General features: G+C 60.1%; 42 protein-coding genes and 1 pseudogene. 3 read left to right on the top strand and 40 right to left on the bottom strand.

Going from position 1 to position 26,996, the window contains the following annotated elements:
* Positions 1-131 precede the first annotated feature (131 nt).
* Positions 132-773: pseudogene (locus BB28_RS24995) on the top strand (hypothetical protein); the annotation flags it as partial.
* A 554-nt stretch (positions 774-1,327) separates the two neighbouring features.
* Positions 1,328-1,789: an Rv0361 family membrane protein gene (locus BB28_RS07670; RefSeq protein WP_046253067.1), complete on the top strand. Its 462-nt coding sequence runs from the start codon at positions 1,328-1,330 to the stop codon at positions 1,787-1,789.
* A 462-nt stretch (positions 1,790-2,251) separates the two neighbouring features.
* Here BB28_RS07670 and BB28_RS07665 read toward each other — a convergent pair whose 3' ends face one another.
* From BB28_RS07665 to BB28_RS07485, 39 genes are all read right to left on the bottom strand, one after another.
* On the bottom strand, positions 2,252-2,551 hold the full coding sequence (locus BB28_RS07665) for a hypothetical protein (protein ID WP_126315377.1): 300 nt from the start codon (positions 2,549-2,551) through the stop codon (positions 2,252-2,254).
* Positions 2,538-3,251 carry a glycosyltransferase family 25 protein gene (locus BB28_RS07660; protein ID WP_046253065.1) on the bottom strand — a complete coding sequence of 238 codons (714 nt, stop codon included), beginning with the start codon at positions 3,249-3,251 and terminating at the stop codon, positions 2,538-2,540. Before BB28_RS07660 ends, BB28_RS07665 begins: the two co-directional genes overlap by 14 nt.
* Positions 3,248-3,925, bottom strand: a complete 678-nt coding sequence (locus tag BB28_RS07655; RefSeq protein WP_126315376.1) for a class I SAM-dependent methyltransferase — start codon at positions 3,923-3,925, stop codon at positions 3,248-3,250. Before BB28_RS07655 ends, BB28_RS07660 begins: the two co-directional genes overlap by 4 nt.
* Positions 3,922-5,334 carry a glycosyltransferase family 2 protein gene (locus BB28_RS07650; protein WP_052740130.1) on the bottom strand — a complete coding sequence of 471 codons (1,413 nt, stop codon included), beginning with the start codon at positions 5,332-5,334 and terminating at the stop codon, positions 3,922-3,924. The genes BB28_RS07655 and BB28_RS07650 overlap by 4 nt, the downstream gene beginning before the upstream one ends.
* A gap of 210 nt (positions 5,335-5,544) precedes the next feature.
* The gene (locus tag BB28_RS07645) at positions 5,545-5,919 is read right to left on the bottom strand and encodes a hypothetical protein (protein WP_046253063.1); all 375 of its coding nucleotides are present in this window, start codon (positions 5,917-5,919) and stop codon (positions 5,545-5,547) included.
* On the bottom strand, positions 5,916-6,827 hold the full coding sequence (locus BB28_RS07640; protein WP_046253062.1) for a hypothetical protein: 912 nt from the start codon (positions 6,825-6,827) through the stop codon (positions 5,916-5,918). The genes BB28_RS07645 and BB28_RS07640 overlap by 4 nt, the downstream gene beginning before the upstream one ends.
* The gene (locus BB28_RS07635) at positions 6,820-7,185 is read right to left on the bottom strand and encodes a hypothetical protein (protein WP_046253061.1); all 366 of its coding nucleotides are present in this window, start codon (positions 7,183-7,185) and stop codon (positions 6,820-6,822) included. The genes BB28_RS07640 and BB28_RS07635 overlap by 8 nt, the downstream gene beginning before the upstream one ends.
* The gene (locus BB28_RS07630; RefSeq protein WP_064393432.1) at positions 7,185-7,439 is read right to left on the bottom strand and encodes a hypothetical protein; all 255 of its coding nucleotides are present in this window, start codon (positions 7,437-7,439) and stop codon (positions 7,185-7,187) included. Before BB28_RS07630 ends, BB28_RS07635 begins: the two co-directional genes overlap by 1 nt.
* Entirely contained in the window at positions 7,429-7,566 is a 138-nt protein-coding gene (locus tag BB28_RS24990; RefSeq protein WP_157889428.1) for a hypothetical protein, read from the bottom strand. Before BB28_RS24990 ends, BB28_RS07630 begins: the two co-directional genes overlap by 11 nt.
* Before the next feature lie 2 nt (positions 7,567-7,568).
* Entirely contained in the window at positions 7,569-8,036 is a 468-nt protein-coding gene (locus BB28_RS07625) for a RusA family crossover junction endodeoxyribonuclease (protein WP_046253059.1), read from the bottom strand.
* A 322-nt stretch (positions 8,037-8,358) separates the two neighbouring features.
* Positions 8,359-9,996, bottom strand: coding sequence for an AAA family ATPase (locus BB28_RS07620; RefSeq protein ID WP_046253058.1), 1,638 nt, complete (start codon positions 9,994-9,996; stop codon positions 8,359-8,361).
* Positions 9,997-10,008: 12 nt separating this feature from the next.
* The gene (locus tag BB28_RS07615; protein ID WP_046253057.1) at positions 10,009-10,443 is read right to left on the bottom strand and encodes a hypothetical protein; all 435 of its coding nucleotides are present in this window, start codon (positions 10,441-10,443) and stop codon (positions 10,009-10,011) included.
* A gap of 172 nt (positions 10,444-10,615) precedes the next feature.
* A complete protein-coding gene (locus BB28_RS07610) occupies positions 10,616-11,053 on the bottom strand; it encodes a hypothetical protein (RefSeq protein ID WP_126315375.1) in 438 nt (145 codons plus the stop codon).
* Positions 11,050-11,487, bottom strand: coding sequence for a hypothetical protein (locus BB28_RS07605; protein WP_064393431.1), 438 nt, complete (start codon positions 11,485-11,487; stop codon positions 11,050-11,052). Before BB28_RS07605 ends, BB28_RS07610 begins: the two co-directional genes overlap by 4 nt.
* Positions 11,488-11,704: 217 nt before the next feature.
* Positions 11,705-12,217: a hypothetical protein gene (locus BB28_RS07600; RefSeq protein WP_046255631.1), complete on the bottom strand. Its 513-nt coding sequence runs from the start codon at positions 12,215-12,217 to the stop codon at positions 11,705-11,707.
* Positions 12,218-12,460: 243 nt separating this feature from the next.
* A complete protein-coding gene (locus BB28_RS07595; protein ID WP_046253054.1) occupies positions 12,461-12,706 on the bottom strand; it encodes a hypothetical protein in 246 nt (81 codons plus the stop codon).
* Positions 12,703-12,966: a hypothetical protein gene (locus tag BB28_RS07590; protein WP_046253053.1), complete on the bottom strand. Its 264-nt coding sequence runs from the start codon at positions 12,964-12,966 to the stop codon at positions 12,703-12,705. Before BB28_RS07590 ends, BB28_RS07595 begins: the two co-directional genes overlap by 4 nt.
* Positions 12,967-12,968: 2 nt before the next feature.
* A complete protein-coding gene (locus BB28_RS07585) occupies positions 12,969-13,217 on the bottom strand; it encodes a hypothetical protein (RefSeq protein ID WP_046253052.1) in 249 nt (82 codons plus the stop codon).
* Positions 13,214-13,345, bottom strand: coding sequence for a hypothetical protein (locus tag BB28_RS25635; RefSeq protein WP_263854198.1), 132 nt, complete (start codon positions 13,343-13,345; stop codon positions 13,214-13,216). The genes BB28_RS07585 and BB28_RS25635 overlap by 4 nt, the downstream gene beginning before the upstream one ends.
* A 56-nt stretch (positions 13,346-13,401) precedes the next feature.
* Positions 13,402-13,713, bottom strand: a complete 312-nt coding sequence (locus BB28_RS07580) for a hypothetical protein (RefSeq protein WP_046253051.1) — start codon at positions 13,711-13,713, stop codon at positions 13,402-13,404.
* Complete coding sequence (locus BB28_RS07575) at positions 13,706-14,419, bottom strand: bifunctional DNA primase/polymerase (RefSeq protein ID WP_126315374.1); 714 nt, start codon at positions 14,417-14,419, stop codon at positions 13,706-13,708. The genes BB28_RS07580 and BB28_RS07575 overlap by 8 nt, the downstream gene beginning before the upstream one ends.
* Positions 14,419-14,646 carry a hypothetical protein gene (locus BB28_RS07570; protein ID WP_046253050.1) on the bottom strand — a complete coding sequence of 76 codons (228 nt, stop codon included), beginning with the start codon at positions 14,644-14,646 and terminating at the stop codon, positions 14,419-14,421. Before BB28_RS07570 ends, BB28_RS07575 begins: the two co-directional genes overlap by 1 nt.
* The gene (locus BB28_RS07565; protein WP_046253049.1) at positions 14,643-14,852 is read right to left on the bottom strand and encodes a hypothetical protein; all 210 of its coding nucleotides are present in this window, start codon (positions 14,850-14,852) and stop codon (positions 14,643-14,645) included. The genes BB28_RS07570 and BB28_RS07565 overlap by 4 nt, the downstream gene beginning before the upstream one ends.
* Positions 14,853-15,026: 174 nt before the next feature.
* On the bottom strand, positions 15,027-15,491 hold the full coding sequence (locus tag BB28_RS07560) for a hypothetical protein (protein WP_046253048.1): 465 nt from the start codon (positions 15,489-15,491) through the stop codon (positions 15,027-15,029).
* Positions 15,492-15,557: 66 nt separating this feature from the next.
* Positions 15,558-15,701, bottom strand: a complete 144-nt coding sequence (locus BB28_RS07555; protein WP_157889427.1) for a hypothetical protein — start codon at positions 15,699-15,701, stop codon at positions 15,558-15,560.
* Positions 15,702-15,742: 41 nt separating this feature from the next.
* Positions 15,743-16,234 (bottom strand): hypothetical protein, encoded by a 492-nt coding sequence (locus tag BB28_RS07550; RefSeq protein ID WP_046253046.1) that lies wholly within the window; start codon positions 16,232-16,234, stop codon positions 15,743-15,745.
* The gene (locus BB28_RS07545) at positions 16,231-16,578 is read right to left on the bottom strand and encodes a nucleoside triphosphate pyrophosphohydrolase family protein (protein ID WP_201257830.1); all 348 of its coding nucleotides are present in this window, start codon (positions 16,576-16,578) and stop codon (positions 16,231-16,233) included. The genes BB28_RS07550 and BB28_RS07545 overlap by 4 nt, the downstream gene beginning before the upstream one ends.
* Positions 16,575-17,555, bottom strand: coding sequence for an SPFH domain-containing protein (locus BB28_RS07540; RefSeq protein ID WP_225422006.1), 981 nt, complete (start codon positions 17,553-17,555; stop codon positions 16,575-16,577). Before BB28_RS07540 ends, BB28_RS07545 begins: the two co-directional genes overlap by 4 nt.
* A gap of 34 nt (positions 17,556-17,589) precedes the next feature.
* Entirely contained in the window at positions 17,590-18,519 is a 930-nt protein-coding gene (locus BB28_RS07535) for a hypothetical protein (protein ID WP_046253045.1), read from the bottom strand.
* Positions 18,516-18,794 (bottom strand): hypothetical protein, encoded by a 279-nt coding sequence (locus tag BB28_RS07530; RefSeq protein ID WP_046253044.1) that lies wholly within the window; start codon positions 18,792-18,794, stop codon positions 18,516-18,518. Before BB28_RS07530 ends, BB28_RS07535 begins: the two co-directional genes overlap by 4 nt.
* Positions 18,791-19,510 (bottom strand): hypothetical protein, encoded by a 720-nt coding sequence (locus tag BB28_RS07525; RefSeq protein ID WP_046253043.1) that lies wholly within the window; start codon positions 19,508-19,510, stop codon positions 18,791-18,793. Before BB28_RS07525 ends, BB28_RS07530 begins: the two co-directional genes overlap by 4 nt.
* Positions 19,507-19,920, bottom strand: coding sequence for a hypothetical protein (locus tag BB28_RS07520; RefSeq protein WP_046253042.1), 414 nt, complete (start codon positions 19,918-19,920; stop codon positions 19,507-19,509). The genes BB28_RS07525 and BB28_RS07520 overlap by 4 nt, the downstream gene beginning before the upstream one ends.
* Positions 19,920-20,447 (bottom strand): 3'-5' exonuclease, encoded by a 528-nt coding sequence (locus BB28_RS07515; protein ID WP_046253041.1) that lies wholly within the window; start codon positions 20,445-20,447, stop codon positions 19,920-19,922. The genes BB28_RS07520 and BB28_RS07515 overlap by 1 nt, the downstream gene beginning before the upstream one ends.
* Positions 20,447-20,995, bottom strand: a complete 549-nt coding sequence (locus tag BB28_RS07510; protein ID WP_046253040.1) for a hypothetical protein — start codon at positions 20,993-20,995, stop codon at positions 20,447-20,449. The genes BB28_RS07515 and BB28_RS07510 overlap by 1 nt, the downstream gene beginning before the upstream one ends.
* Positions 20,988-21,311, bottom strand: coding sequence for a hypothetical protein (locus BB28_RS07505; RefSeq protein WP_046253039.1), 324 nt, complete (start codon positions 21,309-21,311; stop codon positions 20,988-20,990). Before BB28_RS07505 ends, BB28_RS07510 begins: the two co-directional genes overlap by 8 nt.
* Positions 21,312-21,460: 149 nt before the next feature.
* A complete protein-coding gene (locus BB28_RS07500; protein WP_046253038.1) occupies positions 21,461-22,228 on the bottom strand; it encodes a hypothetical protein in 768 nt (255 codons plus the stop codon).
* Entirely contained in the window at positions 22,225-23,583 is a 1,359-nt protein-coding gene (locus BB28_RS07495) for a DNA cytosine methyltransferase (protein ID WP_109550621.1), read from the bottom strand. Before BB28_RS07495 ends, BB28_RS07500 begins: the two co-directional genes overlap by 4 nt.
* Positions 23,583-23,819 carry a MerR family transcriptional regulator gene (locus BB28_RS07490; protein ID WP_225422005.1) on the bottom strand — a complete coding sequence of 79 codons (237 nt, stop codon included), beginning with the start codon at positions 23,817-23,819 and terminating at the stop codon, positions 23,583-23,585. The genes BB28_RS07495 and BB28_RS07490 overlap by 1 nt, the downstream gene beginning before the upstream one ends.
* Positions 23,819-24,130 carry a helix-turn-helix domain-containing protein gene (locus tag BB28_RS07485; RefSeq protein ID WP_052740126.1) on the bottom strand — a complete coding sequence of 104 codons (312 nt, stop codon included), beginning with the start codon at positions 24,128-24,130 and terminating at the stop codon, positions 23,819-23,821. The genes BB28_RS07490 and BB28_RS07485 overlap by 1 nt, the downstream gene beginning before the upstream one ends.
* 264 nt (positions 24,131-24,394) lie before the next feature.
* On the opposite strand from BB28_RS07485, the gene BB28_RS07480 reads away from it, so the two are divergent.
* Positions 24,395-24,889 carry a hypothetical protein gene (locus BB28_RS07480; protein ID WP_046253037.1) on the top strand — a complete coding sequence of 165 codons (495 nt, stop codon included), beginning with the start codon at positions 24,395-24,397 and terminating at the stop codon, positions 24,887-24,889.
* 432 nt (positions 24,890-25,321) lie between these two features.
* Here the strand turns inward: BB28_RS07480 and BB28_RS07470 are convergent, their stop codons facing one another.
* The gene (locus BB28_RS07470; protein ID WP_052740125.1) at positions 25,322-26,794 is read right to left on the bottom strand and encodes a tyrosine-type recombinase/integrase; all 1,473 of its coding nucleotides are present in this window, start codon (positions 26,792-26,794) and stop codon (positions 25,322-25,324) included.
* Between the last annotated feature and the right edge of the window lie 202 nt (positions 26,795-26,996).

Below are 26,996 nucleotides of genomic sequence, written 5' to 3'. Positions count from 1 at the left end.
ACGGGAGCTCAAAGGGGTCACCACTGACAACGGCTACCTTCAAGTAGGTCGCCGGTAAACCAGTCGCAAACTTTTAAAAGAGTTGACGCCGTCCACTACCAGCGCAGCTCGAAATCGTCTAAGTTGTCCCCATGCAGCCCGAAATTCAAGATCACAGCAATCCGCGTGAGACGCACTGGTGCCGAGTGCTGCAATCCCCAATCAAGCCGCAGCCCGAGCCACGAACGACATCACCGACGCTTCGAAAGTCGTTGGCCGTGATAGCTACCGCAGCAGTGGTCATCGGCGCGGTGCAGGTGGTGGGCGACAACACCACGCCAGGCAGTGGTTTCTCCACCATGGCGACTGTGGGTGCCGACCCGTCCGGCCCGCCTGGGCCGACAGGTGGGATGACAGACGGCGGAGGTTCCCAATTCAGGCCACCTGAAATGCCAGGACAGCAGCCCCAATATCAGGGCGGTAATCAGCCACCGATGAATCAGGACAACGGCATCTCGATCTACCAAACCGGCGCACAGGGAGCACCCCAGCAAGGCGGCCAGTCCGGCGGTCAGCAGCAGCCGCAACAGGGATGGGACCAGCCGGCACACGGTACGCAACCACCCAACTACTCGACAGCGCCCGGATACACCCAAGGCCCCGGAAAGCCCAACCCGGATTTTCAAGCGCCGCAACAACCCCAGCAAGGGCAGCAACCTCAAGCGCCTACCCAGGCGCCGACACCGCAGCCAACCCAACCGTCTACACCCGATCAAAATCAGTGGCCGGACGACAAGCGGCCGGTCGATCTTCAAAAAGGGTGCGCCATGGGGCCTCAAGACCCGGTGACAGGAGCGTGCAAGTGGGCACCTCGTGCCACTCTTGATCTTACTGAGGAGCAGAGTAAGAAACTCACCAATATGGCCACCGACGTGCCAAAAGCAGGATTTATCACGTCCTGCGCCGGGCTCGGCGCGCTCCTGGCCGCAGAGTCCACCCCAGTCGGTCAGTTCATCGCAGCGGGAGGCGCGGCTGTCGTATGCACTATCATCTTCGATGTAATTTGGCCAGATTTCCAAATGCCCGCAGGAAAGCATATTCAACTTGTCCTCAATGGGTACAAGCTCACTGCGGCGATAGTTTAAGGTGCACCGTAAATGAAAATTCACGAACGGATAGCTGAGCTAAATAAGTATTATATTGTGCTCATTGGTGTTGCGCTTCTGGCTTCTGCCACCGCAGTGGCACAGGTTTCGTATGCTGGCGGGGTCGCCATACTGGCCGTCGCTGTATTCATTATCTGGCCAGTCGTATTTATTCGTCTACGCGCGCCCAGAAGAGGGACCAAGTGAAACCGTCAGCCAAAACACTCGGAACCCACGCTGCCACAGCACTGCTTGCAGCCGCGATCACTGCCGGAGGTTTCTATTTAGCCTCCGACCACGGCCAGACAAGTCCCGCACCAGCAACCGGTCAAAACGATACTCAGACTAAAACGATTGAGACTGCAATCAATTCGATTTTAGAAACCTACACGGCGGGCGATACAGCCAAGCTACAGACCATGCTCTGCGGATTCGCGGCAAACAACGGGCTAAGCATGGATGAAGTCAAGCAAGGCACCGACCAAGCCAAAACACTCGGCAAGCTGTTCTTCGTCCCAGCCAGGGTCGTTGCGAACGGCGACCGCGCCATCGCAATCGGTCAACCAACCCGTGAATTCGAAAAGGTACCCGCTGATCCTGTCGTTGTAGAAATGCAAAAACAGGACTCGCAGTGGAAACTATGCTCTGCCGTCCCAATCGGCTAGACCTGAAAACGTCGCATCGGTCGGGATTGAACCTGGGGCTCCGACTTATCCGAAAAAGGCCAGACCCGTACGGAGCCTTAGCGCCTATGCCAACCGGGGATTTCCGGGGCCCCAGGGGGCTCCCCTCCCCAGCCCCTGTACGCCCGCGTGGGCTATCGGTTGCGTCCTGGGTGTGGTTCTGGGTCCCGGTATCGCTTGCGGGAACGACCTTGAGCCGCTTGCTTGGCGGTCTTCTTCTTGTGGCATGGCCTGCACGCGCATTGGAGTTCATCCACGGTGAGGGTCATACGCCTGTCGATACCCCGTTGGGTCACACCGTCTTTGTGGTCCAGCTCTTCGTAGACGCCCGTGCATCCGTCGTAGCGCAACTGGCACTCGTCGTTGTCTCTGATGCGCACACCGCGGCGTACGGACGCCGGAACGTTGGTCCCAGTGCCTCGACCGTCACCGGCCCACACCATCTCAGTCCTGCGATGTGTCGTTGATGTCTTCGGTGACCTGTTCAAGCACCGCAACGTCCTCAACTACAACGTCATCGATCTCTATGTCTGAGACTAGGAGTGTGAGGGTCAAGGTGTTGAGCGTATTGGTATCGGTACTACCTCGGTGTACCGTCACCCCATCCTCGGCAATGAACCCCGGCACCTGCACGCCATCGACCAGCACTGTGTAGTCAGCGGTGATGTGCACCCTCTGCCTGTTACCACCTGCGAAATCAGATGATCCACCATGAGCAGAGGGATACGGGTCAGCGATGTACATGAGGTCTCCTCAATGTCAGCTTGATCTCATCGCTCGACCAGTGCTCGCGTGTTCCAACCCGCCACCCCCTACGTGGGGTGACCACTATGGCCCCCTCCACTATGCGAGGTCCGCGGGGTATGCCATCGGGGTGTTCATCGATAACCGTTGGTGTGTCAGCATGATTCACCAGGCTTGGCCAGGTGTATCCGATGCGGTGCCCTGCTGTGTTTGCCCAGTGCTCTATCGCATGGTCCTGTGCCATGAAAACCGCGGGCGGCTGGGCTAGATGGTCTAGCATGCCGCGTATCAGCGGTGTGCGGATGGCTACACCCACTGCGTGCAGAAGTACGTTGCCAGTGAACCAGCATGGCGCCGCCGGCGTCTCTGGTGACAGCGCGCGAGCGATCGTGCGGATGCTGGTCTGTGCGAACTCGGGTCTCCCCTTGCCCAGATACAGCGAGACGATCGGTGTAGGCGCAACCGCCAAAGCTGATTCCAGTTGTGCGCGAAAGCCTTCGACGGGCTGCGCGTCGTCTTCGAGTACGACACTCCAGTCAGAGTCATACGCGGTCAGCATCGACCACACACGACGATGGTTACCCTCGCAACCGAGATCGCCGTCGTCATACGCGACCACGTTCGCGTCAACAGCCCCGATCATGTCCTCGGCCTGAAGCATTCGATCCTGATGCGCGACAACCCCAATTTGGATGTTCATCGCCGCTTCGCAACCAGCATGTTGAAGTAGAACGCGATGGACTCAACGGGCACGTTCCAGGCGTATCGCGAGGGGAACAGGTCAAGCTCTGTGCGCCCGCGGTAGTTGACCTCATCGGTCAACCGCTGAAAGAACTGCATCATGGTGAACTCACCATCACGTCTGCGCTTCTCGGGGTCCTCGTTGGCTTCCATCGACCCGTAGTAGTGCTCGTGGTAGGACGCGTGCGTGTCCTCCACGGCGTAGATGCCGCCTGGTGTCACATGACGAAACAGCAGCTCGAATGAGCGAATCGTCTTGGACGACAGATGACTTGCGTCATCAATGATCACATCGAACGGGCCGTACACCGCTGCGATCTGATCGATCATCGCCTGATCGTCCTGCGAGCCCTGCCAGAGGGTGATTCGCTCGTCGTCTTCTGGTCTTACGTTTTTGGACTCCAGCTCGACCACGATGATCTCGGCGCCAGGATGGGTGAAGTACTCGGCCCATGTGCGCGCGCTGTTACCGCCGCTGTCGGGGTCCTCGTGACCACCCCAGCCTAGCTCCAGCAGTGTTATCGGCTTGTCGCGCAGCGGTTCTAGTAGTGGCTCATAGATCGCCGTGTAGTTGTGATTCAGCGATGACTTGTCAGTGCCGTGCTTCTGTGCGATCTCATCGAGTGTCATCATTTGTGCTTCCAGACGCTCCAGTCGTTGCGTTCGTTGGCCTTGAATGTGGTGAGCCATTGACTGCCCCAAACGATCCGCTCGCGCCACTTGGGCGACCGTGCAACGTAATTGAATGCCGCCATGTCGCCCTTGACCTTGCTTGGGCCCACACGGAAGATCTCGCGCACCATGCCCGCTGTGAAGTCCAGCAGCGTCGCGTGATCGCCGCCTACGACGCCCGCGTTGAGCAGTTGAGCACCGCCGTTCTCCGCTATCCACTGTTGGTACGGCGGATGGTTCTGGCGCATCCAGGGGATGTCCAGGACGGTCGGCTCATACCCGACGTACAGCGCGCCCTCACGCATCAAGCCCCAGGGCTCGCGCAACATCTCGACGTCGGTGCCATCGGTCATCCATACCCACGCGCTCTCGTGGTCGCGCAGATAGCGATAGCAGACTATCCAGCGCTGGAGGTATGGATTCAGACCCGACTCCACAGATGCCCCGGCGCCTCCGTCGTGCTCATAGGGTTCGTCGGCCAGAATGATCGACTTCGCACCTCTGATCGACTTGCGCCAGGCCTGAAAGTCGGCTGACACCAACTTGGAAGCGTTCTTACGCTGTGGATCAACCACTTTCGTCAACATGGTGGTGATGACTTCATTGCCCAGTTGACGGTATGGGACGAACCCGTGCGTTGTCTCGCGCAGCTCGGCCAGCAGATGATCGTTGCGCTCGATCTGCGTCTGGCGCTCACGATCGCTCACACTGCGCTTGAATTCGGGATGCTTGTGCCAGTGCTCATCCATTGAGTAGATGAACTCAGCCGAGCCCGTGGCATCTTGAAACGCGTTGGTGGTCAAGCCGGTGTTGTTGACACGAAGGCTGTACTCGACGTGCTCATGGCCCCACACACCGAAGATGGTCCGCATGCCGCCGCAGCGCTCAATCACGCTGTGATTCATGTAGATCAGGCATCCCATGGGGTGACTGAACGCGCGCGTCCGACCATCTTCATAGATGGTCTCAGGAGTGCCCACCGGATTGCCGTTCGCGTCCAGCGTCTTGAACAGATAGCACAGGTGAGGCTCTGGGTTGTCGATATACAGATCGGTCCAGCCCTCTTTGACCGGGTAGCAGTCATCATCGAGAAGGAACAGCTCAGTACAGCCAGCGTCGACCAGCAGCTCTATGCACTTATTCTTGGCCGCGGCGACCCCGGCACGCTCGGGGAATCGGTAGGTGATGCCTACCCCTGGCGGCGTGGATGCGTCGTCAACGACAACCACCGTCGCACCCGGCGTAAAACGCCGGACATGCTCAAGTGTTGTGGCGAGGACTTCGGGGCGGTTCCGCGTCGTGATCGCGACGCCGATATGCGATTGCGTCGGCGTGTCGGACGGTACGAACTCGACCCCATTGATCAGCACTGATGGATTCAAATCGCCTCCGACGGAAGGCCTGGACCTGATTTTGGGATGGGTCTGTCAGTTGCTCATGATACGACGTGTAGTGGACATTGTGTTGCCCGGTAGTTGATGGCGCGCCCCGAAATACAACGAAGGCCCCCGGAGGGGTCCGAGGGCCTTCGTCCATCACAACAACGACACCTTTGCGGAAAGGTGCCTGATCAGTATAGATCAGGCTTCGCGCGGTCGCCTGCGTGCGAGGTAGCGATTCACCTCGCCGACGTTGTACAGCTTGGTTCCGTCATGCGCCTCGGAACTTGTTATGTAACCGCGGTAGTTCCATTGCTGAACCGTGCTAGGCAGCACGTCAGCGATCTCGGCCATCTCATTGGCCGTCAACCACTGATCAGGGTCGTACGGCATCGTGCTTGGCTGCGTCCAGTACACATGCTCATCAACGCGTGCCTGATGGAATCGCGCGAGCGCCGCGGCTGGGTCCTCGATGTCACCAGCGACCACTCGCGTCAGCAGATCGATCGCGATGATCGCGATGCGCTTGTTCCTAACCTCGCGCGACTCTCGGTAGACGTGGACGTTGGTGCTCATCGGTCGGCAGTACCCTCCAGCGCGGTCAGGAAGTGCTCCCACGGCATGCCGGTGGTGGCGCACGCCAGCTCTAGGTACCACTGCCGTTCGACGGCCAGCCAGGCGCATACGTCGCGCTGCCATTCCGCCTCCGCAAGTAGCCATTTCAGCATCTCGTGCTCCTCCTGATCTGTGAGAACCATCGACTGGAGCCACTTGTACTCGGCCTCGGTCCATGTGCCGTCCTGGTTGGGTCCACCGTTGCACGCCAGGCAACGGATGACCTCTGGGGTGATCTCCTCTTGATTGGCTGAGCTGACGCTTCGACGTTTGTCCTGCACCTCCTTGACTAGCGCTAGCTCGCCGCACACGGGGCACGGTAGGTGTTGCTTCTCTCGGTACAGTGTCTCGCCGAGATGCCGGCGGACGCGATAACCGAGGTCGAACACCTTGAGAGCCAACATGGTTCCCTCTCGCGAGGACGCCAGCACGTCAATGTTCTTGGTCACCACGTCAACGGCTTTGAGCACCACCTGGAAGTCGTATCTGTCGGCCGATGACTGGCCAACCACTACATCACCACGTGAGCGCTTGCGCTCACCCCTGCCTAGTGCCAGTCGCGTAGAGCGGTCGCAAACATCCACGATCTCACCCATCAGCTCGGCGGTGTCCACGTTGATCAGCACCTTTGAGCCGGGTTTGGGTCTGCGGCTGATCTCCTCGACCTGACCGCGCGCTCGCTTCTCCCCGATCGTCAGTTTCAGCTTGCACCAGTCATTGGGCATGCGGCGGATCAGTTTTCGCGTCTTGAGCTGACACGCCTCACACAGATGAGCCTCGCCGGTCACTTCGGCAGCACGACGCTGACCGGCGACTACTTCGTAGCCGTCGCACAGTCGACCAGCCTTGCATCGGCGTACCTCACTCATCGAGCGGTTCAACCTCCATGATGTTGTGCGGATCATTCAGCGGTCGTTGACATGTGGTGCACATCATCACGAAGTCGCGTTCCTTGATCAGCCGCTCATTGGCCGCGGCTATCCGCGCCGCAACACGCTCACCGATCAGCATGCAGCGCTCACAGACGAAGAAGATCGTTCCGCCATTTGGGGTAAGCCCCGGCTGGTTGCACTTGTCGATCATGTGCATCTCGGCGCGATACTTGGCTGGCTTACCGCATCGGCCCTCGTGCTCAGGCTGGTCTTCATTCAGCCCACATTTGACGCACTCACAAGGCCCGTGATCGGGCGTGAACTCCAGGGCCTCTAGTACGTCGTGATCGGTCATCAGAAACACTCACCTGCATGGACTAGATGACATGCCTCGCATGGTTTTTGGTCGTCGCGCTCTTTGACCTCGACAAACTTGACATAGCGCACCTCGTCATCGCCGTTGGGGTCGAATGATGTTGGATCGTTGTAGCACCCGGCATGCACCAGATCGCCGTCATCGTCATAGACGACGTGCTGACCGACTGCGATCATCTCGCCGCAGTCGAAACAGTGACCCTCGTAGGCCGCCTCGAATTCTCTACTCGGCATCGGCCAGCTCCGCACAGATGACATGCACTGGCTCTTCGTCGTGGCTGCGGTACGTCACGCGCGCACCCAGTGAGTAACCCTTGCTGCAGAGCGCACACTGACCGGGCTGGAGCGCCCCAAACGTCACGCCTACCATTTCCAGCCCGCCTCGTCCACCGGGGTGACGAAGATGGATACGCCAGGCGTCTCGCCTATCTCGGCGATTCGTTTTCGCCCGTGCAGATCGATGATCACCGAATCGTCGTCATAGACGACATGCGTCAGAGCGTCCAGAATGGCCCGCTCCAGTTTGTCGGTGTCGGGCCGTTTGATGGCCGGAGGCGTTTTGGTTTTGGGCGCCGATGTTGGCCGCGGCATGACGAAACCGAGTTCGACAGCTAACGGTGTCTGGGTGTAGATCGGCCGACCGGACATCGCTCGCTGAGCGAAGTATGCGACCTCAGACCGCCACGGCTTGAGGTCCTTGGAGCTTTCCACCAGCACGCCGCGGCCTACGTGACGTTTGGACCCTTGGGGCGCTGCCTTACCCGGCACGAACAAGGACACGAACGGCGGGGGTAGTCCGCCACCTGGCGACGGGTTCACTGCGTGAGACATCCCAGAACCTCCCTGGAGCGTTGTTTCGACTCCCGACGCTCAATCACACGCCGGTTGATGATTGATGTCCCAGCGCTTGATGTGGATGCCACAACGAGGCCACCCAACGTGAACGCGAGACCACCCAACACATCGCGGATGGGTTTCATCCACTGTTTCGGGCCGGTCAGCCATACGGTGAACGGGGTGACTGTTTCGCGACCTGTGTTCAGAAACCCTTTAGGGTTTCTGAAACAGTCGCCAGTCACACACCGTGCTGACTGTTTCAACTCGACTGTTTCACTGACTGAAACACTGAAACAGTCGAAGCATCTCCGCAGCGTCATGACCACCTCGCCGCAGATGGGTTCAATGTCATGACCTTGGCGTTACGGGCACCCTCACCGACGAGAATGACGGACTCCTCGATCGCGGTCTTGATGATCTTGCGCGCGGCATGGAAACCGACACCGCTCTCGCCCAGTTTGGCGGTCAGCGCTCGCATGCCAAGGCCGCCGATGAACTCGGGATCAGAGAGAATCTGCACCACCAGCGGCAGCCCGTCGCGCGCTTTCGTTGCCGCTCGGCCACCCTCATGTAGCAGCAGCCCGCCAGTCTCCGGGATGTACTCCAGCAAACCTTCGGCGACCGCCACGTCTCGCCCGTGCGCCGAGAAGAATCGCTTACCCCCATCGGCTGCCGGGTCCTCCCCTTCCTCGGCCTGCTCCCGCACGATCTTCCAGAGCACGTCCGGCCAATCGAGCAGCCGGGAATCGCCGCGGCTGCGCTCGGCGCTGTGCCCCATGTGGTGCACCACGATCGACTCGTCGGCTCCGGTCTCGGCCACGAACGCATCCCAGGCGACCAGGTACTTACCGGCGTCCTTGTCCTCCGAGAGCCCGAGGGCATCCAGACAGGGCCGTAGGCAGTCCAGGATGATGAAGTCCGACCCATGTAGCTTGGCCGCCCAGGATGCACGGGTGCTCGGGTCGATGATGTTGAACGTCGCGAGGTGGCCTTTCATCGGAAGCACCTGCACACGTTCGGTGTTCTGAATACCCTGCGCGCGTAGCCATCTGCGAAACATGCGCTCATCTAGCTCGGTATCGATCACAGTGACCCGCTCAACCTGAGTCGTCGGGAACTTCCCGAGGAACGACACACCATCGGCCAACGAGCGCAGCAGGTTGGCCATCATCGTCGTCTTGCCGGCCTTGTACTGGGCCGCCAGTAGCGCGCGGCCACCAACCGGGAGCAGCTCACCGATGCGATAGACGGCGTCCTCATCGGGAATGCTCAAGAAGTCGGTCAGCGACACCGGATCTGGCGCAGTTTGACCTAGCTCATGCGCCTGCTGGGCCGCGTAGAGCGCTCGGCCTTCGTCTGACACGCGGAGGTCGTATGCGGACTGCTGGACGCGCCTATGGTGCGCCAGTAGTCGCTCTGCCTCGTCGTCGCTGATCTCGGCCGCCGCGACATCCGACGCATCAGCAGAATCAGCCGGGACACTCAGCGGGTCATTCGGGTCGATGGTGAACGCCGCTGGTATCTCCTCGCGTTCGGGCACCTGCCGCGCACCGACCTTGGCGTCACTACCGCGGAAAGCCGACCGGATCGTCGGCATGATCTCGCTTTCGGCCAGGCCGATCGACCGCGCCGTGCTCACCAGGTTGTTGATGGCCGTCTGTTCGTCGATCCTTCCGGCGCGCACCAGGCCAGCGAGGCTGAATGAGGAGGTGTTGAGCTGTTGGTTGCGCGCACCCTCTGGCGTCGCGGCCAGGATCGCCAGCTCCTTTTCCATCGCGGCGCGACCGTAGCGATCGTCACCGATGAATTCGACAGGCGTCGCGCGCCGTGGTGCCGGTGGTGGCTCGGTGTCGCTTCCGCGGAATCCGCGCATGCGCTCTTTGAATGAGATGACCTGACCGCCATTGTCTTCGGGCGGTGGCGTTACCGTCTCGTCATTGTTTTCGTCACTCATCGCCGTCACGGACTAGATCCACGGACCATCTTCGGCCGCCGACCCAATGGCCGCGAAACGCTGCGCCGTGTCGGCATCTACACCCAGGGCTGTCCATTCACCGGGGGCGTCAAAGAACTCTTCGCGCGTCATCTCCAGCATGTCCTCACCGGCGATCAGGCGATCCACGATCGATTGCGGCGCATGGATGGTGTGCACGTATTTGACGGTGGGCGACTCGTCCACGACGGTGATACCGCCGCGCATGGCCTCGCCCCAGTCGATCGGCCGGCTCGGGTCCGGGCCGTTTAGAACACGCTGCGGGAAAGCGGCATAGAGAACCGCTCGGGCGATGTCCGTGGCAACTGTTCTCAGCGTCGGCTCGCCCTCGGTGTCCTGTTGTTTGTCTGGCCAGTGCCCGGTAATTGTCGTCTCGATCATGCTGATCAGGTCGGTTTCCGAACCCATGGCACTCCTCGGGTGTGTTGTGATTGCCTCTCATTGTGCGCCACACGGGCGCACTACAGCTCCCATACGCGTCCACATGAGCACGCGAACGCCGCGCGGTCACCGCGCCCGGCTGTCTCGCCGAGTACGCGGTGACCGCGGAACGAGTGCCACCACATTCGCAGGACGAACATCAGACGCCAGCCGCGGCCCTGAACACGTCGTACAGCTTGCGGAATCCCAGACGTTCAAGCTGAGCGCTACTCACCTCGTCCTCGGCGATCGCTTCGAGCGTGCGCCGGAGTGCGGTCAGGCTGACAACGTCCACGGGCCGCACGCGTGGAACAGCATCGTTGAGCGGCACCTTGTCCTTGTACCAGGCGTGATCACGGAGATTGCTGGCACCCATAGCTCGCTCGATCTCCGCGTTTGTGATCGTCTCGTTGTGACGGATCTTCTGAGTGATCATGTCGCGCAGCGCTCTCCAGCGCGGCTGAGACTGCGCATACCAGCGCCCCTCTCGTCTCGTATTCCATTCCTTGACCTCACGCGAGTACCGGTCTTTGTCGTCCTCGTGGGCCTTGAGCGCATCATCTATTGCCTGAATCAGCAAGGCGCGCTTCATCCTCATAGCTGTTGACTCCTTAGTTGGTTGTCACGTTTACTCAGCCATCCATCAATGTCGGAGACGTGACCGTTCACGTGATAGTTCACGATCTGATCACTGTTCACCGGGTTGTCGCGCTTCTCGGCCAGCACGCGGACGTTCGGCCATTCGTCCGGCCCGATCCATCGCATAAGTTCATCCCAGCAGCGCGAGCGCTGCGGGTAGTTGGATCGTGAGTCCTGCGTGAGCACCCACCTGTCGCCGTTGCGAATGGCCGCGTAGTTCAACGGCTGCTGGTCATCCTCGCGAACCTTGATGAACGCGACGACCGCGAATGGCTCGCTCGGCTCGACCGGCATGCCTGACATTTCCTCGCGCTCAATCTCGGCATCGAGGCTCCGCAGGTAGTTCACGACACCTTCACGTTCGACGCGTAGGCGTTCAATGGTTGTTTTCACTGTCTCCGTACACCTTTCGTTGTGATTCATTGCAGAGATAGCAGAGCCTTGCTCTGATATTGGGGTGTCTGAATGGCTTGTCGCATCTCTCGCATAGATGCCACTGAAGTTGGGGAGTATCCGTAGCGGTGGCTCCCAGAACAGGGCGACGTACGCCACTGCTGCGATCGGGATAGCGATGACCGCGGCCACGGCCGCGTGATGTACCAGGCATGGGCTACTCACCGCACCCACCCACGCCGAAGTCCTGCCACGGGACGAAGCGTGCAGCTGAGTTATACGGCTCCAGTCCTACTGTGTACCGCGTCGGGCACCAGAATCCCCACTGGCGCACGCGCCGGCCGGTGATGAGCAGCGTCCATGCTGGAACCTCTTGCCACTCATCACGATCAAAGTTCCAGGTCGGCTCAGACGGCAGCTCTACGCGATGGCGATGGACGGCTCGCCGAAACGCCCACGACCAACGCTCGCGCCGGATCACTCCAGTGTCGGTGTGCTCGAAGTAGTGACCCTTGAGCACCCATGAGACGAACCACCAGGGATGGTCGTGTGGTGCGCGATCGTCGTCACTGTGAATGAACTGATGGACGTACACATTCAGCAGCGGGTTGCGCGGAATGACATACCACCGTTTCAGATACAGCTCGCCGTAGCTGTTGTAGATGAGCTGATGTGGCTCGCGCCGTATCAGCTTTCGTAGCCAGCGTTTGTTGGTCGGTCCTGTGTTCATCTCCTTGCCTCCACTCCCTGAAAGCTCACCATCGTGCATTCGACGCGCGCCGAAGTTGTATGCACTTCAACCGCTATCGTGATTTGGTGTGTTGGATTTTCGTCGGTGTGACTGCTCATCCAATCGTCGCGCGCACGTGACGCCGAGGGGCCAGCGAACGCCACCCTTTCGCCGCAGTCGTGACATATCGCGACGAGATACACCCACGGAGTGCCGGGAAAGCTGTAGACAGTGCGCTCCGGGTTAGCCATCAGTCGTACTTCGCTGCTGCGCGAGACGATCTACCGCGACGACCAGTAGGTCGATGAGGTTCTCCATTTTCAGTTCTGGCCTCATCGACGCCCCAAGCGCCATCACCCCGGCGATGAACTTCGCGGGAAGTGGCCCGGTTTCCGGCTGCGAAGCAAGCATCACATCAAGCTCCGCACCAACTTTCGCGTACCAGGCGATCGCTTCGGCCTCTTGTACGGGCGTGAACGGGTGCGTCATGACGCCTCCCGCTGTTGTGCCAGACGGTCGATTGCGAGCACGAGAAGGCTGACGAGTTCGTTGATCTCGCCAACTTCGGCCTTCTCGTGCATCGCCGCGAATTTCGCTGCGATGTTGACCAGTGCCACGCCGCGATGAGGCGTGACCTGTCCGACCAGCTCAACATGGTCGTCGATCATCTCATCGAGTTCATCGCCAACCTCTTGGGGCCAGGTGTCAATCATCCCGGCGAGAACCGGTGTCACATCCATTCCGTCCATGGTCACGACACCTCTTGTTGCGCAAGTCGATCAAGCGCGATGACGAAGAGATCGATAAGATCTTCGATCCTCAGAAAGTCCTCGGTACCGAACGTCTTGACTGCCGTGTTCAGCAGGCCCGCCAGGAGTTTCAGCGGCGGGGTGCCATGCTCTCGCACCATGTCGCGATGCTCTTTTATCATCGCGTTCAGCGACTCGCCGACCGTCTCCTGCCAGGCTTGGTCCTCTTCGGTGACCGGTAGGTAGGTCATGCCGACACCACCCAGACCAGCGTCTCCGGGTTGAATCCGAGACGCTTGACGGTCGCCGTGTAGGCGGGCGTCTCGTCGTACTCCCGTACTCGAATGCCCAGGAATTTGTAGATCCAGTGCTTCATCATTATCTCCAGTTTCGTTGTTATGATTGTTGATTCATTGCCTGGTAGTTGATATGGAGCTATGACTTATCGGGGTCCATGCGCGCGAGGTCGAGCTTGATGGTCCCGAACTGCGGAGCACCGAGCACACGCGCAAAGATCTTCTGACGCGCTGTCTCCATCGCCGCCGGGTCGCTCATGATTTCTCCGACGATTCTCTGAACCATGGCGTCCTGCACCATCTCAGGTGGCGCGTCATCGTGCCCCTCGGCCGCGTTCAGGATCAAAGTCGCCATGCCACTGGAGAATCCATCGAGCCAGATGTCTAGCAGGACTTCAGAGTCCACATGCTTCACGATGGGGTCTTCATGGGTGTTAGTTGATTCATTCATTGTTTCTCTCTCCCTTTACTTTCGGTGACGGCTTGACCGTCCACGACCAGCGGTGCTGGGGGTCTATTCGTGAGGGTGGCGCGACGACATAGCCACCCGCGCCGCGGTAGTCGATACCGGGTGCGATGCGTGCTGAGTTGCCGTCGCCAGTGGGTTCGATGAGTAGGTGCACGCCACCAGATGAGGTGGCCACGCGGCCATGAACATCCGGTACGCGATCCTCATTAAGCATGTCGCGCAACGACAACCAACCATCAGGCACGTCTACATCGATCACATCGAAGTGGATGCCGGTCGGTATGCCGATGTTGCATAGCGGGTGTTTGGTCCAGAACTTCTTGATGCGCTCAGGGTCGGTCGTCGCATCCTTGAAACCGTTCCCGCCGTCTTTTTTCGCGATCGCTGGCCGCTTCCCGCCCACCTCCAGTGGGAACACGGGCCAGCCGTACTCGGTGGCGTAGAAAAGCGCCGAAAGCCCCAGCGCTGGAGGCTGCTCATCGATTGTTTTCAGCTCAGCCTCTATTCGCGCCTCCAGCTCATGCTGGTCGCCCACATGGACCGTCGCGCGCAGCTTTTCGGTCAACTGTTCCACACGCGTCAGGGTTGGTGCTGGCGCGTTCTCTGCACACTCCGGGTGCTGACGCTGGTCGTGGTCTGTAACGATCATGATCGTGTTGCACGTGACGCATGTGGAATAGGTGAACATCACCACCACCCCTGTTGAGGGGGCATCCGATTCTCAAGCCGCTCGATCTCGGTCGCCAACGTCTCTATACAATTGGCCAGACCGACGATGAGACCGTTGGTATTGCCATTGATTTCGCCGACCAGTCGCCCAGTCAGCTCACGGCCGTCGAAGTTCTTGACATCAGTCGCGGCGTCGTTGCGAACCTCATTGGCGATCTCGCGCGCGCGGATAGTCTTGGCGCTCACCCCTGCATTCCCATCAGTCGCTCCGTCTGGCCGGCGCTCTCATCGTCGCGCTTGAACTCGGTGCATAGGCAGCGCTCGTAGACATGTCCGGATTTCGCGTTGTGCGGGATGTCGGGGCAGTGCGTGCAACCGAGGCACTGACCGAATCCGGCGACGTGCGTGTCATCGTCGTGACCGCACTTGCAGGCCGGTGCTGGCGCGCTCATTTCACTCTCCGCGTGATTGTCGTGTTGTGTCAGTAGGTTTGGGGGTGGCGCTCCGCCCCCGACGCCAACGATTGGGACCTGAAACCAATCGTTGCGGTAGGGACCGGGAGCGGAGCGCCTGCCGAGACGAGCAGATCGGGCGGGGGTTGATCCGCTTCTAGCCTCGGCCGCTTATCAGAACGGTGGTTCCGCGCTGTTGTTCGACCATGGGTCATTCGCAGGTGCGGATGCCGCGGCGACAGGTGCGGCCATGTTCTGCTGGAACTTGTCGCTAGCGAGATACTTTCGCGCCAGCGCCTTCTCATCCTCGGTCGGCTCGCTCAGTGTCCAGGGCGGCTTCTGGCCCGGCTTGGGCACACCCTTGCCGAGGCGACCAAGGTTGAAACGGCCAGTTCCGATGTTGCTCTTGATCTGACCTTGCAGCACCAGCGGGAAGACGTACCCGTTGCGGTACACCGAGCCAGCCTCCGGGCCGTCCAGCACGTGAACGTTGGCCTCGATGGCGTCCTTCGGGCCGTAATTCTTGGTCGGCACTCCAACCTTCAGCTCAAGAGGCTGGACAAGCAACAATCGCTTCTCCAGGTCCTCCCAGTTGATGACATCGGCCGAGCCCGGACCGTCGAATAGGTCATCACTCATTGGTTGATCCTTTCATTCCTGGTAGTTGATACGCGCGGCGCACGTATCCCGTTCCGGCGCAGCCGGTTACGGCTTGGTGTCGAGCGGCTTGAACTGCAAGCCCGCCAGGTTGGCCTCGACCTCGGTGATGTGGAACCCGGTTTCGCGAGCGCGCCTGATCATCGCTATCTGAGCATTCAGGCGTCGCGCCTGTGCGTCGTCTCCGGTCACGCGGTCATACCTATCTCTGTAGCCGTAGCGTTTGTGGGTGGTCATGTGATGACCGCCCTCGGTGTGTCCTCGCGCGTCTTCGTACGGAAGACATAGCCGCAACCGCACTGATAGACCAGATGCGCTGGTGTGTCAGCGTTCTCGTTCACGCTCTCGACAGTGCCGAACCATTCGGTGTATTGCACGAACCCGGTAGGCAGATAAGGGCTGCCGCCGCTTGTGGGCACGCTGTATGACCTCGTGAATGGCGTGTCAGGCTGGGTCCATCCGACGAGGTGAACCTGAATATCTTCAAGCCTCTCGTCGCACATCGGGCAGTAGGGGATGGAACCGAACTCGGGTAGCGTGAGATACGCCGCCGCGCGTTCAGCCTTGCGAATGACCCCCATCGTGCGCTGTAGCTTCTCGCGAGTCTCCTTGTGGTTCTGGCGATTCTGTTCGCCATCTCGGGTGAGCCGTTCGATCGTCTGCGCCGCCTTGTCGGCGCGCTCGCGCTCGCTGGCGACCAGGCGCAGCAGCCGCTTTTTCTTCATCGCGAATCACCGGACCCTTGCAGCGTGCCACGCTCAGTCCGTGAGGCCAGTTTGGCAATGTTGATGCCCGCGATCGACTCAAGATCAGCGCCGAGCTGGGTCGCCGTCTGGGCGACATACCAGAGCACATCGCCCAGCTCGAAGATGATGCGCATCCGCGCCTCATCGGTGATCACGCCAGCGTCGTCGCGTAGCACTTTCTTGGCCTTGTTCGCGATCTCACCGGCCTCGCCAGCGAGACCCAGCGCGACATAGGCCAATCCGTTGGCGCTGTCCGCGTCTCCAGCATCCGGGTAGATGGCCGTTTCAGCCGCTCGGCGCTGGTACTCGTCAAGGGTGATCATCGGACGGGCACGGTCGGTATGGCGCCGTTGATCGGCCAGCAGCCAGCGGTGGGCTGCCCCTTCTCCAGCGACTTCTGGATGCAGTACATGATGATGACGTTCGGATCGTTGGACACCGACGACGCCAGGATCTTGTTGGCGTCGGCCTGCGCCTGTGCCGTCTGCTTGGCCTGTTCTGCCACTGCCGTGTTGGCCTTCTCGGCGTTGAACTGGTTGATCTTGTCTTCGGTCTGCTGGTCGTAGTCGATGATCGGCACGTTGACCTCAAGCACCTCGATTTGCGCGCTGATCTTGTCGTTCAGACGTTTCTGGACTTCCCGCGACAAAGTGCCCAGGTCAGCGCCATTGGTGGCATTCTTGGGCGTCAGAGGATCAAATGACGCGAAGGTCTCATTCATGGCGGACTGGAGTGAGCGAGTGACGAGGTTGGACTTCACGTTGTCGAACGTCTTGTACTGGACGAAGAGCACATCGGCTGCGTCAGCCTTGATCTGCCAGCGCACGTTGACATCAGCGTCAGCGGTGGAGTTGTTGCCGAGGCGGATCTTCACGCGGTGGTCACCGTTGAACACGTCGTTTTGAATCGCGCCATCCATCTCAGTGACGTTCGACCAGGGTGCCTTGATGTGTAGCCCATTCTGGAGCGTTGCCCCGGAAGGCTTTCCGAACGTGGTCACGATGCCGACGCTGCGCGTCGCAACGATGGTGAAGCATCCGAAAGCCAGGATGATCGTCGCTAGCGCGAGAATGGCGGTGCCGACGATGATCGTCATCTTCGAGGTGCCGCGGTTCTCGGCTACGCGATCGGCTTGGTTCCCCCAGTCGCGCAGCTTGTACGTGTAGTCATAGTCATTGGGCCCATCCTTCTCAGGCTTGGGACCGACGCTGCCGGACTTGCGCAGCATCCACAGACCGACCCCGATGATCGGGACCGCGATAAACGCCAGGACAATGAATGTCCACATCTGCCAGCTCATTTCGTACCTTTCGTTGGTAGTGCCGTTGCTGTGATTACGCCGCGCCGAGTTCGGCTAGGCGTCGCTTGACGACGACCTTGAACGCATCGTCAATCGCGTCTTCCTCGTAGGCGGTCTGCCAGAGGTCGCGAAGTTCTTCCACGGTGGTGCAGGCCAGCGCGAGAGGGATCAGCGGATCGTCCTCGCTGAGCGGGACGAACAGGCCGCTCTCGCTGCGCCAGTCCCATACCTGCTTGGCGAGCTGGCATGCCTTCCATCCGCGCGCGATGTCTACCCAGTGCAATTCGCACTTTCCCTGACCGGATGGCAGATGAATGACGATGGCGCGGTCCTGGTCGATCTCAAAGCCGTCAACCTGGTCGCCGTCAGCGGTGTATGCCGTGCTGCGCGAGTACGCGCCGAGCTGCATCGAGATCTCACGCTCAGACCAGGTGATGTCTCCGGTCTTCACGTCGATGATGTAGTGCTTCCCCTGGTACTCCCCCACCCGGTCTGGGGTGCCGGCGACCTGCCAGTCATGCAGGACGCGCATCATTTCGATCTGCTTGTATTTCAAGCCGTTGGCGTCGCGACACTTCTCATAGGCCTCGATGTCACCAACGAACGCTGACGGTATGGAACCCAGGGGCTCGCCGCGGTCCACGCGCTCGCACAGCTTGTGCAGCGCCGTCCCGGTGGTCGACTTAGACGATGACCGCGCGTGCTCCATCGCCTTGTGCGCTACGTCGTTGAGCGTCCCCTTGTCCTCTTGTGTGCAAGACGCAGCGGCCAGCACCAGGTCTTCACGCTGCCCTAGGCCTAGTGCCACCTGGCGCAGCTTCCACTTCTCCAGGTTGTAGGTGTCTTCGAGCACGTTGATGAACTTGGTGGTACGGCGGTAGGCCTTGAGCTTGCCGTCTGGCTGCTTGATCTTCGGGCGACCCCAGCCATCGCGTGGAATGTCGTTGGTGAACTGGTCGCTCACTTGCGTGCCCCCTTGGTGTCGAGAAGCCCACTGGCAGCGAGGTCAATCAGCGTCTCGCGATGCGCGTCAAGCTGCTTGGCAGCAATCGCCATCACCTCGTCGCGCGGTACGGGTGCGAATACGACTGTGGTGTTGTCGTTTTCGCTGTCGTACGCCGCTGACACGGGTCGCCAGAAAATGCCACGGGAGCATGGCCCCAGCAGTTGGGGGGTGTTGGCAACCTCGCGCGCGTCACCGTCGTAGACCGCGCGGCGACGCGCCGGGACTTCGTTCACTCAGACACCTGCTGACGACTCGGGACCAAGCTGGCCAGTCCGACCGCTGCCTTGTTCTGAGCGTCCGAGCGGATGCCCAGACCGATTTCGGCCAGCCAGGCGCGTAGTCCGCCGCGGTCATTCGGCACGAGCGCCGCCAGCGCAACCGTGAGCACTTGCAGCTCATGGCGATTGCGCTTCTCCAGCGCCTTCCAGACCTCCTCGGGGTCATCCTCGCGAATCTCACTAATCAGCTTGTATGCCTCATCGAGCACGCGGCCGCAGACCTTGACGTGAGCACCGCTCTGGTTGTGCACCTTGACGGCTCCGCGAGGTGCGCGGTAGATGCCTAGCGCCTTCTGGATGATCATCGCCTGATCAGATGTGCTGGGTCGCAGGATCATCGCAACATGCGCAAGCGCCAACTCGCTGTACCGCGTCGGCTGTGTCACGCTGCCGGGCATGTAACCGACCTCGATCAGCTCTTCGTAGTACTGGCGGGCAATGTTGGTAAGTGTCGATCGGCTGATGCCGAAGTAGTCGCAAACCTCGGGGATAGTCATGGTTCCCGCGACCACCGGGAACGCAATGCCCAGATCTGCCAAGCGTTCCAGCGCGACGGCCGATAGCGCTTCTCGCCGACGTTTCCAGTACAGCTTTTTGCGCGAGTTACGCTCACCATCAGTGGTTTTCAGAACACCTGTCGTCATGTCGTCGGTGACCAGTGCGAGTGTCATGCGATCTCCTCAATGTCCGTCAGGAACTCCCCGTCCTCCAGGGCGATGATGACCAGGGGGTCCCTAACTCGGTGAAAGGGGACGATGCGGAACTTCACGTCCCACACCGGAGGTGTGTCGTGCTGGTCTACCGTCTCGGTGCCGACGTAGACCGCCCAGTCGTCAACTTCGTCCCAGTGCGTTGACAGCAGCAGCCGCCGACCCTGACTGGTCACCAGCGCGTACGTGCCCGATCGCAGCGGCCAGTCACTACCGTTCATGCGCAGGAACAACTGATGGTCCTGCGCCCCGGCCTCCACGATCAGGTTGTTGCCTGCGGTCAGCCAGTTGTCGACCTCTACGCGCGCCTCCACGTCTAGCGACGGAAGCTGTTGCACGAGTTGGCCGAACCACTCTTTGAGCCTTCCCATCATCGACTCCGTGGTCCCAGTGCGGCGGCCCGGAAGCATGCTGCGGTCGCCCTGGCGTCGTCTAGGGCGCTGTGCTCAGCGCCGGTGTCCACCGAGAGTGATACACACACGTCGTGCAGGCCGCGAATGTCGCTCGGGTCGAATCCCAGAGCGCCACTGACGTACGCGCACACATCGGCCAGTCGGTAGTGCCAAGACTCCGCGTAGCCCGCCGCCCTGACCAGCATGTCGGCGTCGAACCGCGGGTTAGCGCCGCCGAGCCTGTTGTCTTTCAGCATGTCGAACAGCTCGCGATAGGCTTGGACGTTGTCGGCCGGACTTTTGAGCATCTTGCGGAACACGCCGCGCTCGTAATACCTGTTGATACGCAACGCTTCCGGGTCGGCCAACATCATCTGATCAGGCTTGATGTAGGGCACAAAGTAGAGTTCCTGGCCGGTGGCGACGTTGACCGCCGCCACCTCCAGAATCGAGTGAACATCGGTGTCAAGACCTGTGGTCTCTAGGTCCACCACGATCAGGTCCATTAGTTCTCCGCCGCCTTCGATACCGGGGTGGTGACGACCGTGGGGACGTGGACGATTGTCCAGTCGCCACCGATCACGTACCGCGGGTCAACACTGTCGCTACCGAAGACGTTTTCGTCCTGCGGTAGTCCGACGTTCATTCCCAAGTGGTGAGTCAGCAGGTGATGGATGAACGCCATCGCCTCAAACTTGCCTTCTGGGTTGATACGCGCGAATTCCCAGCCGTCGAGCGTTTTCAGGCCAGCGACGATCGCGAACGGATGATCATCCATCCGGCTGAAAATGATACTCCCACTGGGACACTCGTCCGGCCGCGTCTTATCCGGCCCGATGATCGTCATCGACGGGTCGCGGCAGACGATCCACGTCATATCCAGATCGCCCATTATCTCCTCGTCGGTGGACGGCTCTTGGGTGATCTTGAGCGTGCTCGATTCGGTGACCTGCATGAGATACCAGCCGTCCTCGGCGCGTAGACCGAAAACGGCGTGGTTGTCGTTGTCCGGGCAGATGGTGAACACCATTGAACCCGTGGAATACTCACGCATGGTCGGCCACCTCTTCGTCCTCGTCGGTGATCAACGGCGCGGTGGGAATGTGCACGATGGTCACGACCATCGGCTTGGGTCCCTGCTGGAGTTCATGGAAGTCTTGGTCGCTGATGACCGGGATCGAATGACCTGTCAACAGCGCGAGGCCCAACTTAAGAGGCTCCATGAACATGGTGAAATTGCCACGCTCAGCAACCCCGGAAAGGTTCCAGCCGTTGGCGTCTCGCAACAGTACTGAGACATGGTTGTCGTTGCGTGGGCATACCCAGTACGCGATGGTGCCGCTGGGGTATGTCGGGTAGTTGGTGTCCATCAGAACGCCCCCACTCGGATCAGGTACGCCGCCGCGACGATCGGCCCGGTCATGGCCAACATCAGCCAGGACGCGTAGTCGCCGAAAGTCATTTCTTTGGATGACATCTCATTCCTTCCATTCGTTGGTGTCGTTGTTGTGATGCCCTTCTAGGAGGCCGACAGCTCCGCTAGCCGTCGTTTGCATGCCTCTTTGAAGCTGGGGGTGAGCGCAATGTTCTTGTGCGCTCGCGTGTACACGTCGCGCAGCTCTTCGATGTCCTTCGCGCGTGCCGCGAGTACGTCGAACCGCTTGCGTGTCCTGTTTGAAAAGTTGTCGAACTGGCCGCGACGGCGGTACGCCTGAGCGTTCTTGGGCCGGTCGTCGGGACGCCGCACGGGCGCGATGTAGTCCTTGATGGTGCGCTTGCGAAGCTCAGAGAGCCGGTGTGCCAGCGACACATCGCCCCATCCGCGTAGCAGGTTGACCCAGTGCACGGTGGCCTTCTTCGCACCCTCGGGGATGTGCACGATCAGCCCGCGGTCGATGTCCATCGGTAGACCCTTGATGCGCTTCTTAGCCGCGGGGTCGTAGCTCTTGCCTCGCGCGGCCAACGCCATGAGTGCGATCGTCGAGCGATGAACCTCCGCGCCCGTCTCGATGCCCATCAGATAGAAGTTGTGGCGGTAGTACACGATTCGGTCGGGAATCGCGATTGCTTCGAGCTGGTCGTGGACGAAGGTCGGAAGGATGCTGACCATTTCCATTTCTGCGGTGGCGACCTGGTATGCCTTGAGGTCGGCCCGGTCGATCGCCGCGAGGTCCTTGCCCTCGTCGTTGGCCCCGAGTAATCCAGAGAGGTTGGTCTGATGACTCCAGGTCAGTCCTAGCGGCTCCAGTAGCTCGACCGCGGGTATGTACTGGTCAACGGTGCTCATGCCGCCACCGACGCATGCAGCTCTGCGAGTAGGTCACTGAGCATCCAGCGCAGCGCGCCGGCTGCCTGTTGCGGCACCACGCCATTGCCACAGATGCGCAGTTGCGCGCGCCGTGAGAGTCCTTCGATATTGACCCAATCCAGCGGCCAGCCCATCATCCACTCGGCGAACCGCGGATTCAGTTGCGGCGACCCGCCACCAGGGACCACGGGGTATGGCGCGGGTCGGAAGAGGGCTTCCCACCGCTTCACCGCGGGGTCGTACTGGTGCCACTCGGGTTCGTTGTACGCGACCGCGAGGTCGATCATCTGAACGATCGATACACCGATGCCGATTTCGCGACGCCGATTCGGGTGATACCCCTTACGAACACCGTCTGTAGCCATCGGCGTGGGCATGAGCGCGAACGTGTCATCGATGGCCGTCCGTAAATCAGGTCCGCCGGTGCCGTGGTGCCCCGCACCACCGTTGCCGTCGCTCACCCGCGGTGTGGGGAACAGCTCCTTGACCAGCCCGGTCAACATCGGCTTGCCCGCGCTGTTGTGCGTGTTGTTCTGGAGCGCAATGGGCGTCGGCAGCAGCGGATCGGGCCGACCCTTGAGGTCTGGCCGATTCGGCACCGGATCATGTCCCGTTGCGTACTGCGCGACGTACGGCAGCATCAGATGCTTAGACCCGCGGGTGTAGTACCCCGCGGTGGGCGTCGGCAGTAGATCACCGTCGCCGATACCGGTCAGGTCAGGAATGACTCCTGATTCGGGTCGGATTGCTTCTTCGACTTCTGCCGCCGTGAGGTCGGCGCGATAGGCAAGGATGAAGACTCGTTCGCGCTGATGCGGGGCTCCCCACCATGACGCGGATACAGTCCGCCAGCTCGCGTTATACCCGAGTCCGGCCAGGTCTCCGAGTACGGCTCCGGCCGCGTTGAGTGAAGGCTGTCCTGCGTCTTCTCCCAGGTCTGAGTCGCTGGGTTCCATGTTGCGATCGGCGGTTGCACTGAGTAGACCCCTCACGTTCTCAATCACGACGAACTTCGGGCGAAGCACTGAGATGGCCTCGGCGAAGTAGGACCACAGGCCCGAGCGCGTTCCATCGGTCAACCCCTTGCGGACACCCGCGCAACTCACGTCCTGGCAGGGAAAACCGCCGCACAGGATGTCAACACCCTCGACCGTGGTCCAGTCCACGGCGGTCACGTCGATCAAGTTGGGTAAACCCGGAAAGCGGGCCGCGAGCACCTTCTGAGCGTCTTTGTTGAATTCGCAGATCCAGACGGTCTCAGCGTCGAAGATGGAAGTGACACCAAGATCCAGGCCTCCAGCGCCCGAAAACAGTGAACCGAGTTTCAGCGCCATCAGTGCCCCCGACTCTCTGGGGGCTCCCAAGAGGGCAGCTCGGCAGCAAATCTCCGCAACTCCTCGGGTGTGAACATCACGCGTCCGTCTAACACTCGGGGATTGATACGACCTGTCCTAATGAGTTCATTGAGCTTGTTCAGAGAGATCGCACCCAGCGCCGCAGCGGCGACCTTCTTGGGTACGAAGATCGGTTCCATTCCGACGGTGATCTCGCCCGTGATCAGATCGGACATCAACTCGCCTGTTGGTTGGTACGTCGTTGTCTGGTAATTGATGATGCGGGCTGAAAAAGATTCGACATCTTCACGCCGAGAGCCACCGAAATCGCCTGCGCCACTTCGATAGAGAAGGTTCGGCAACGATCGGGATCGCCACTGAGGAGGTGGCCGATGAAAGACGGGTGCTTGCCGATTCTTTGAGCCAGATTACGAGCCGTCATCAGCTTCTCGGGCTCAGGACCGACCAGGCTGCGCAGCAGCGGTAGGTTCTTGACCTCGACTGATCTGACATCGTGCGCCACGTATTCACAACCCTTCAGCGTCACCCCATAACGATGCGGTGACTAGTAGGTGAACGGGATGCGTAGATCATCAACTACTAGCTATCACTCTGTCAACCACTGATATGGCGTGTCTAGCGAATCTACTAGTCCGCCACGCGGGCGGACTAACGAAGCCCTGCGCACTGAGCAGTGATGTTGTAAGGTTCAGCAACCACGAGCTACTAGTTGCATTACCGGTAATTTCGAGATCAAATAGAACTGATAGGGCCGCTAACTACTAGTGAACACCGACGATCGGAAGACAAGATGCCTATAACCAACGCGAGTAGCGATGAGGATGGGTTGACTCTCCAAGACCTGATACTCACGCTCAAGGGTGATCGGACATACAAGGACCTAGAGGACGCCAGCGGCGGAGTGGTGAAGGCCCAACGTTGGAACCAGATCACCAACGGGATCAAAGTCAAGGAGTTCCCAGAACCCGCATCGATAGAAGGCATGGCTCGCGCGCTCAACGTGAAGCTCGATGTCATATTGCTGTCGATAGCCCGATCTGTCGGCCTACCCGTCGAAGAGGACGTCTCACGACTGGCGGCGATGCTGCCCCCTGGCGCCGAAAAATTGGGTGACGCTCAGCTCGGCCTCATGCTGTCGCTCTTGCGCGAGATGATCAAAGCGAGCGAAAATGATGGCGACAGGGACACTGAAAGTGCCCCAAAAGTATTGGGCTCCAAGACTAAACCTGAGCCTGGAGCCCCAAAGAAAACGAATCGCCAGACTCGAACCAACACCCCCAAGTAAAGCCAAGACTCAGCAGTTGAGTAGGTGACCGCCGCGTGGTTGCCATTTCGACCCTCGCCGCATGTCGATCGGGGCGGCGCAGGGACGCTCCTGCCACGACAAATCGATGGGCACCGACACATGCGTCAGCAGGCCATCATCGGTTTCTGTCCACACATCCTGTTGTCGAAGCGCGTAGAACTGAACCGCGAGCTGCGCGGCGTTGACACGCCGGCACGGGATCACCACAACCGACCCTGTGACGAGCTGAATTAGCTGACCGATGTACACCATCGCGTGTGGCCCGACGTGGTGATATATGACCTCACCGACAGAGGGGTATATGGCTACAAACAAGATCATCCCCTGTTCCATACGCCACAAGCGCCCCGCAGCCGTGGCAACGATGCTTTACGGCGCGCAGCCTGCCAATTGACAGCCCCCGCGTGGGACTCAATGTAGCGCTGGATTCAACAACTTGGCCAGTTTTGACAATGCTGCCTTCGTCTGCGTCTGATCCACGTGGACGTAACCGCGATGCGCGACAACAGAACTCTGACCCATGATCGCCATCCGCACATCTTCGGGGACCTTCAGTTCCATCAAAAGCGTTGCGGCAGTGTGCCTTGACGCATAGAGCATTCTGCTAGGCAAATCTGGGATTTCCGAGTTACCAGATTCGATCTCAATTTCATTACGGCCGGTAACGGATTCATCAAACTCGAACCCAGCGGCCACCATGAGCGCATGCCATCGCTCATTCATCTCCGTCGGACCATACGGCCGACCGTCATCGTGAGCCCAAACTAGGTCCAGGTGTCCGGGCTTCTGGCGCTCTAATCGCAAGCGCAACATAGTTTCCAGCGGCTTGATGAGAGGAAGCGAGCGCTTACCCACGGCCGTCTTGGGGCGCGTCCACACCTGAGTACCGTGACAGGGGCGGTACTCAAAGCCGGGTTGGAAGTCGTACTCCGCCTGCGGGCACCAGGCCGCGCGCTTTCGCTTGCAGGGGTAGACGCCATCGTCGTTGGGCTCTCCGCACCCGTGCCTCTTATTCGTCAGCTCTTGTAGCTGCCAGGACAGATCCAAGACTTTGTTGTCGAAGTCGACCCGGCTCCACTCAAGGCCGTTGAGTTCACTCGGGCGGGCCACCGTCAGGAACGCGAAACTCCAACGATCCGCCAGGGGGTCATTCAAGTCGATCGCAGTCCTCATGACGTGCTTGGCTTCGGCCGCTGTAAACGGCTGAATCTCCGCAGTCACGTGGCTGGGCTTCTTGACCATCGTGGCGACGTTGCGCTCAAGTACGCCTTCGTTGATCGCACTCTTGAGCGCCTTCTGAAGAATCTGGTGCGCCTTGACTGCGTTCCGTGTCGAGCCCGTTTCGTTGATCTTCTTGATAACCGCACGAACATCCTCGGGCGTCAGCTTGGCGAGCTGCTTCTTGCCGATGTGTGGCTTGATCAGCAGACGAACCCCCGATTCGTAGTATCGGTAGGTCTTGGGCTTCACGTTCGGCTTGTGGATAGTTTCCAGCCAGTGATCGAGCCATTGACTGACCGTGATCTTGGGCGACTGGATGATGTTCCCCTTGGCGATGTCCTCCAGCAGCTTCTTGCGCCGATCAAGCGCCATACCGCGGTCCTTCGCTGAGACCGTTTTTCGCCTCTGTTTGCCGTCTGCACCCGGCACAGTCACAGCGCAGATCCACATACCATCCCCGCGCTTGTAAGGCTTGCCCTCACCGCGCCCTGCGCGCTGGCGCGGCGTGAGGTGCCACGCTCCGCAGTCGCACTCGTACGGCTTGACGGCCTTCGGCGGATTTCGATAACGACGGGCCAGCTCGTCGGCTGCCGCAGTCTTGTCGGGATAACCCTTGAGTTGAGGGGTTGGGCATCGCATGGCTTCGTTCTCCGTCGTTGTCATCCGAGTCGGGCAAACGCCTCGCGAGGCCCTGCCGCTGTAGCTTAGCTGTAGCTAAAAGAATGAATACTATGGTGCACTATGTTGTTCAGTATATAGGGCTTACCTGCGCAAATAGAGGTTATCCGCAGCTCAATTCTACCGCACTCGATGACTCTTAATCAGCGGGTCCGGGGTTCGAGCCCCTGACGGCGCACCACCAGAA

This window comes from Mycobacteroides chelonae CCUG 47445, assembly GCF_001632805.1.
GTDB lineage: Bacteria > Actinomycetota > Actinomycetes > Mycobacteriales > Mycobacteriaceae > Mycobacterium > Mycobacterium chelonae.
This window is presented reverse-complemented; position numbering and strand designations above follow the sequence as displayed.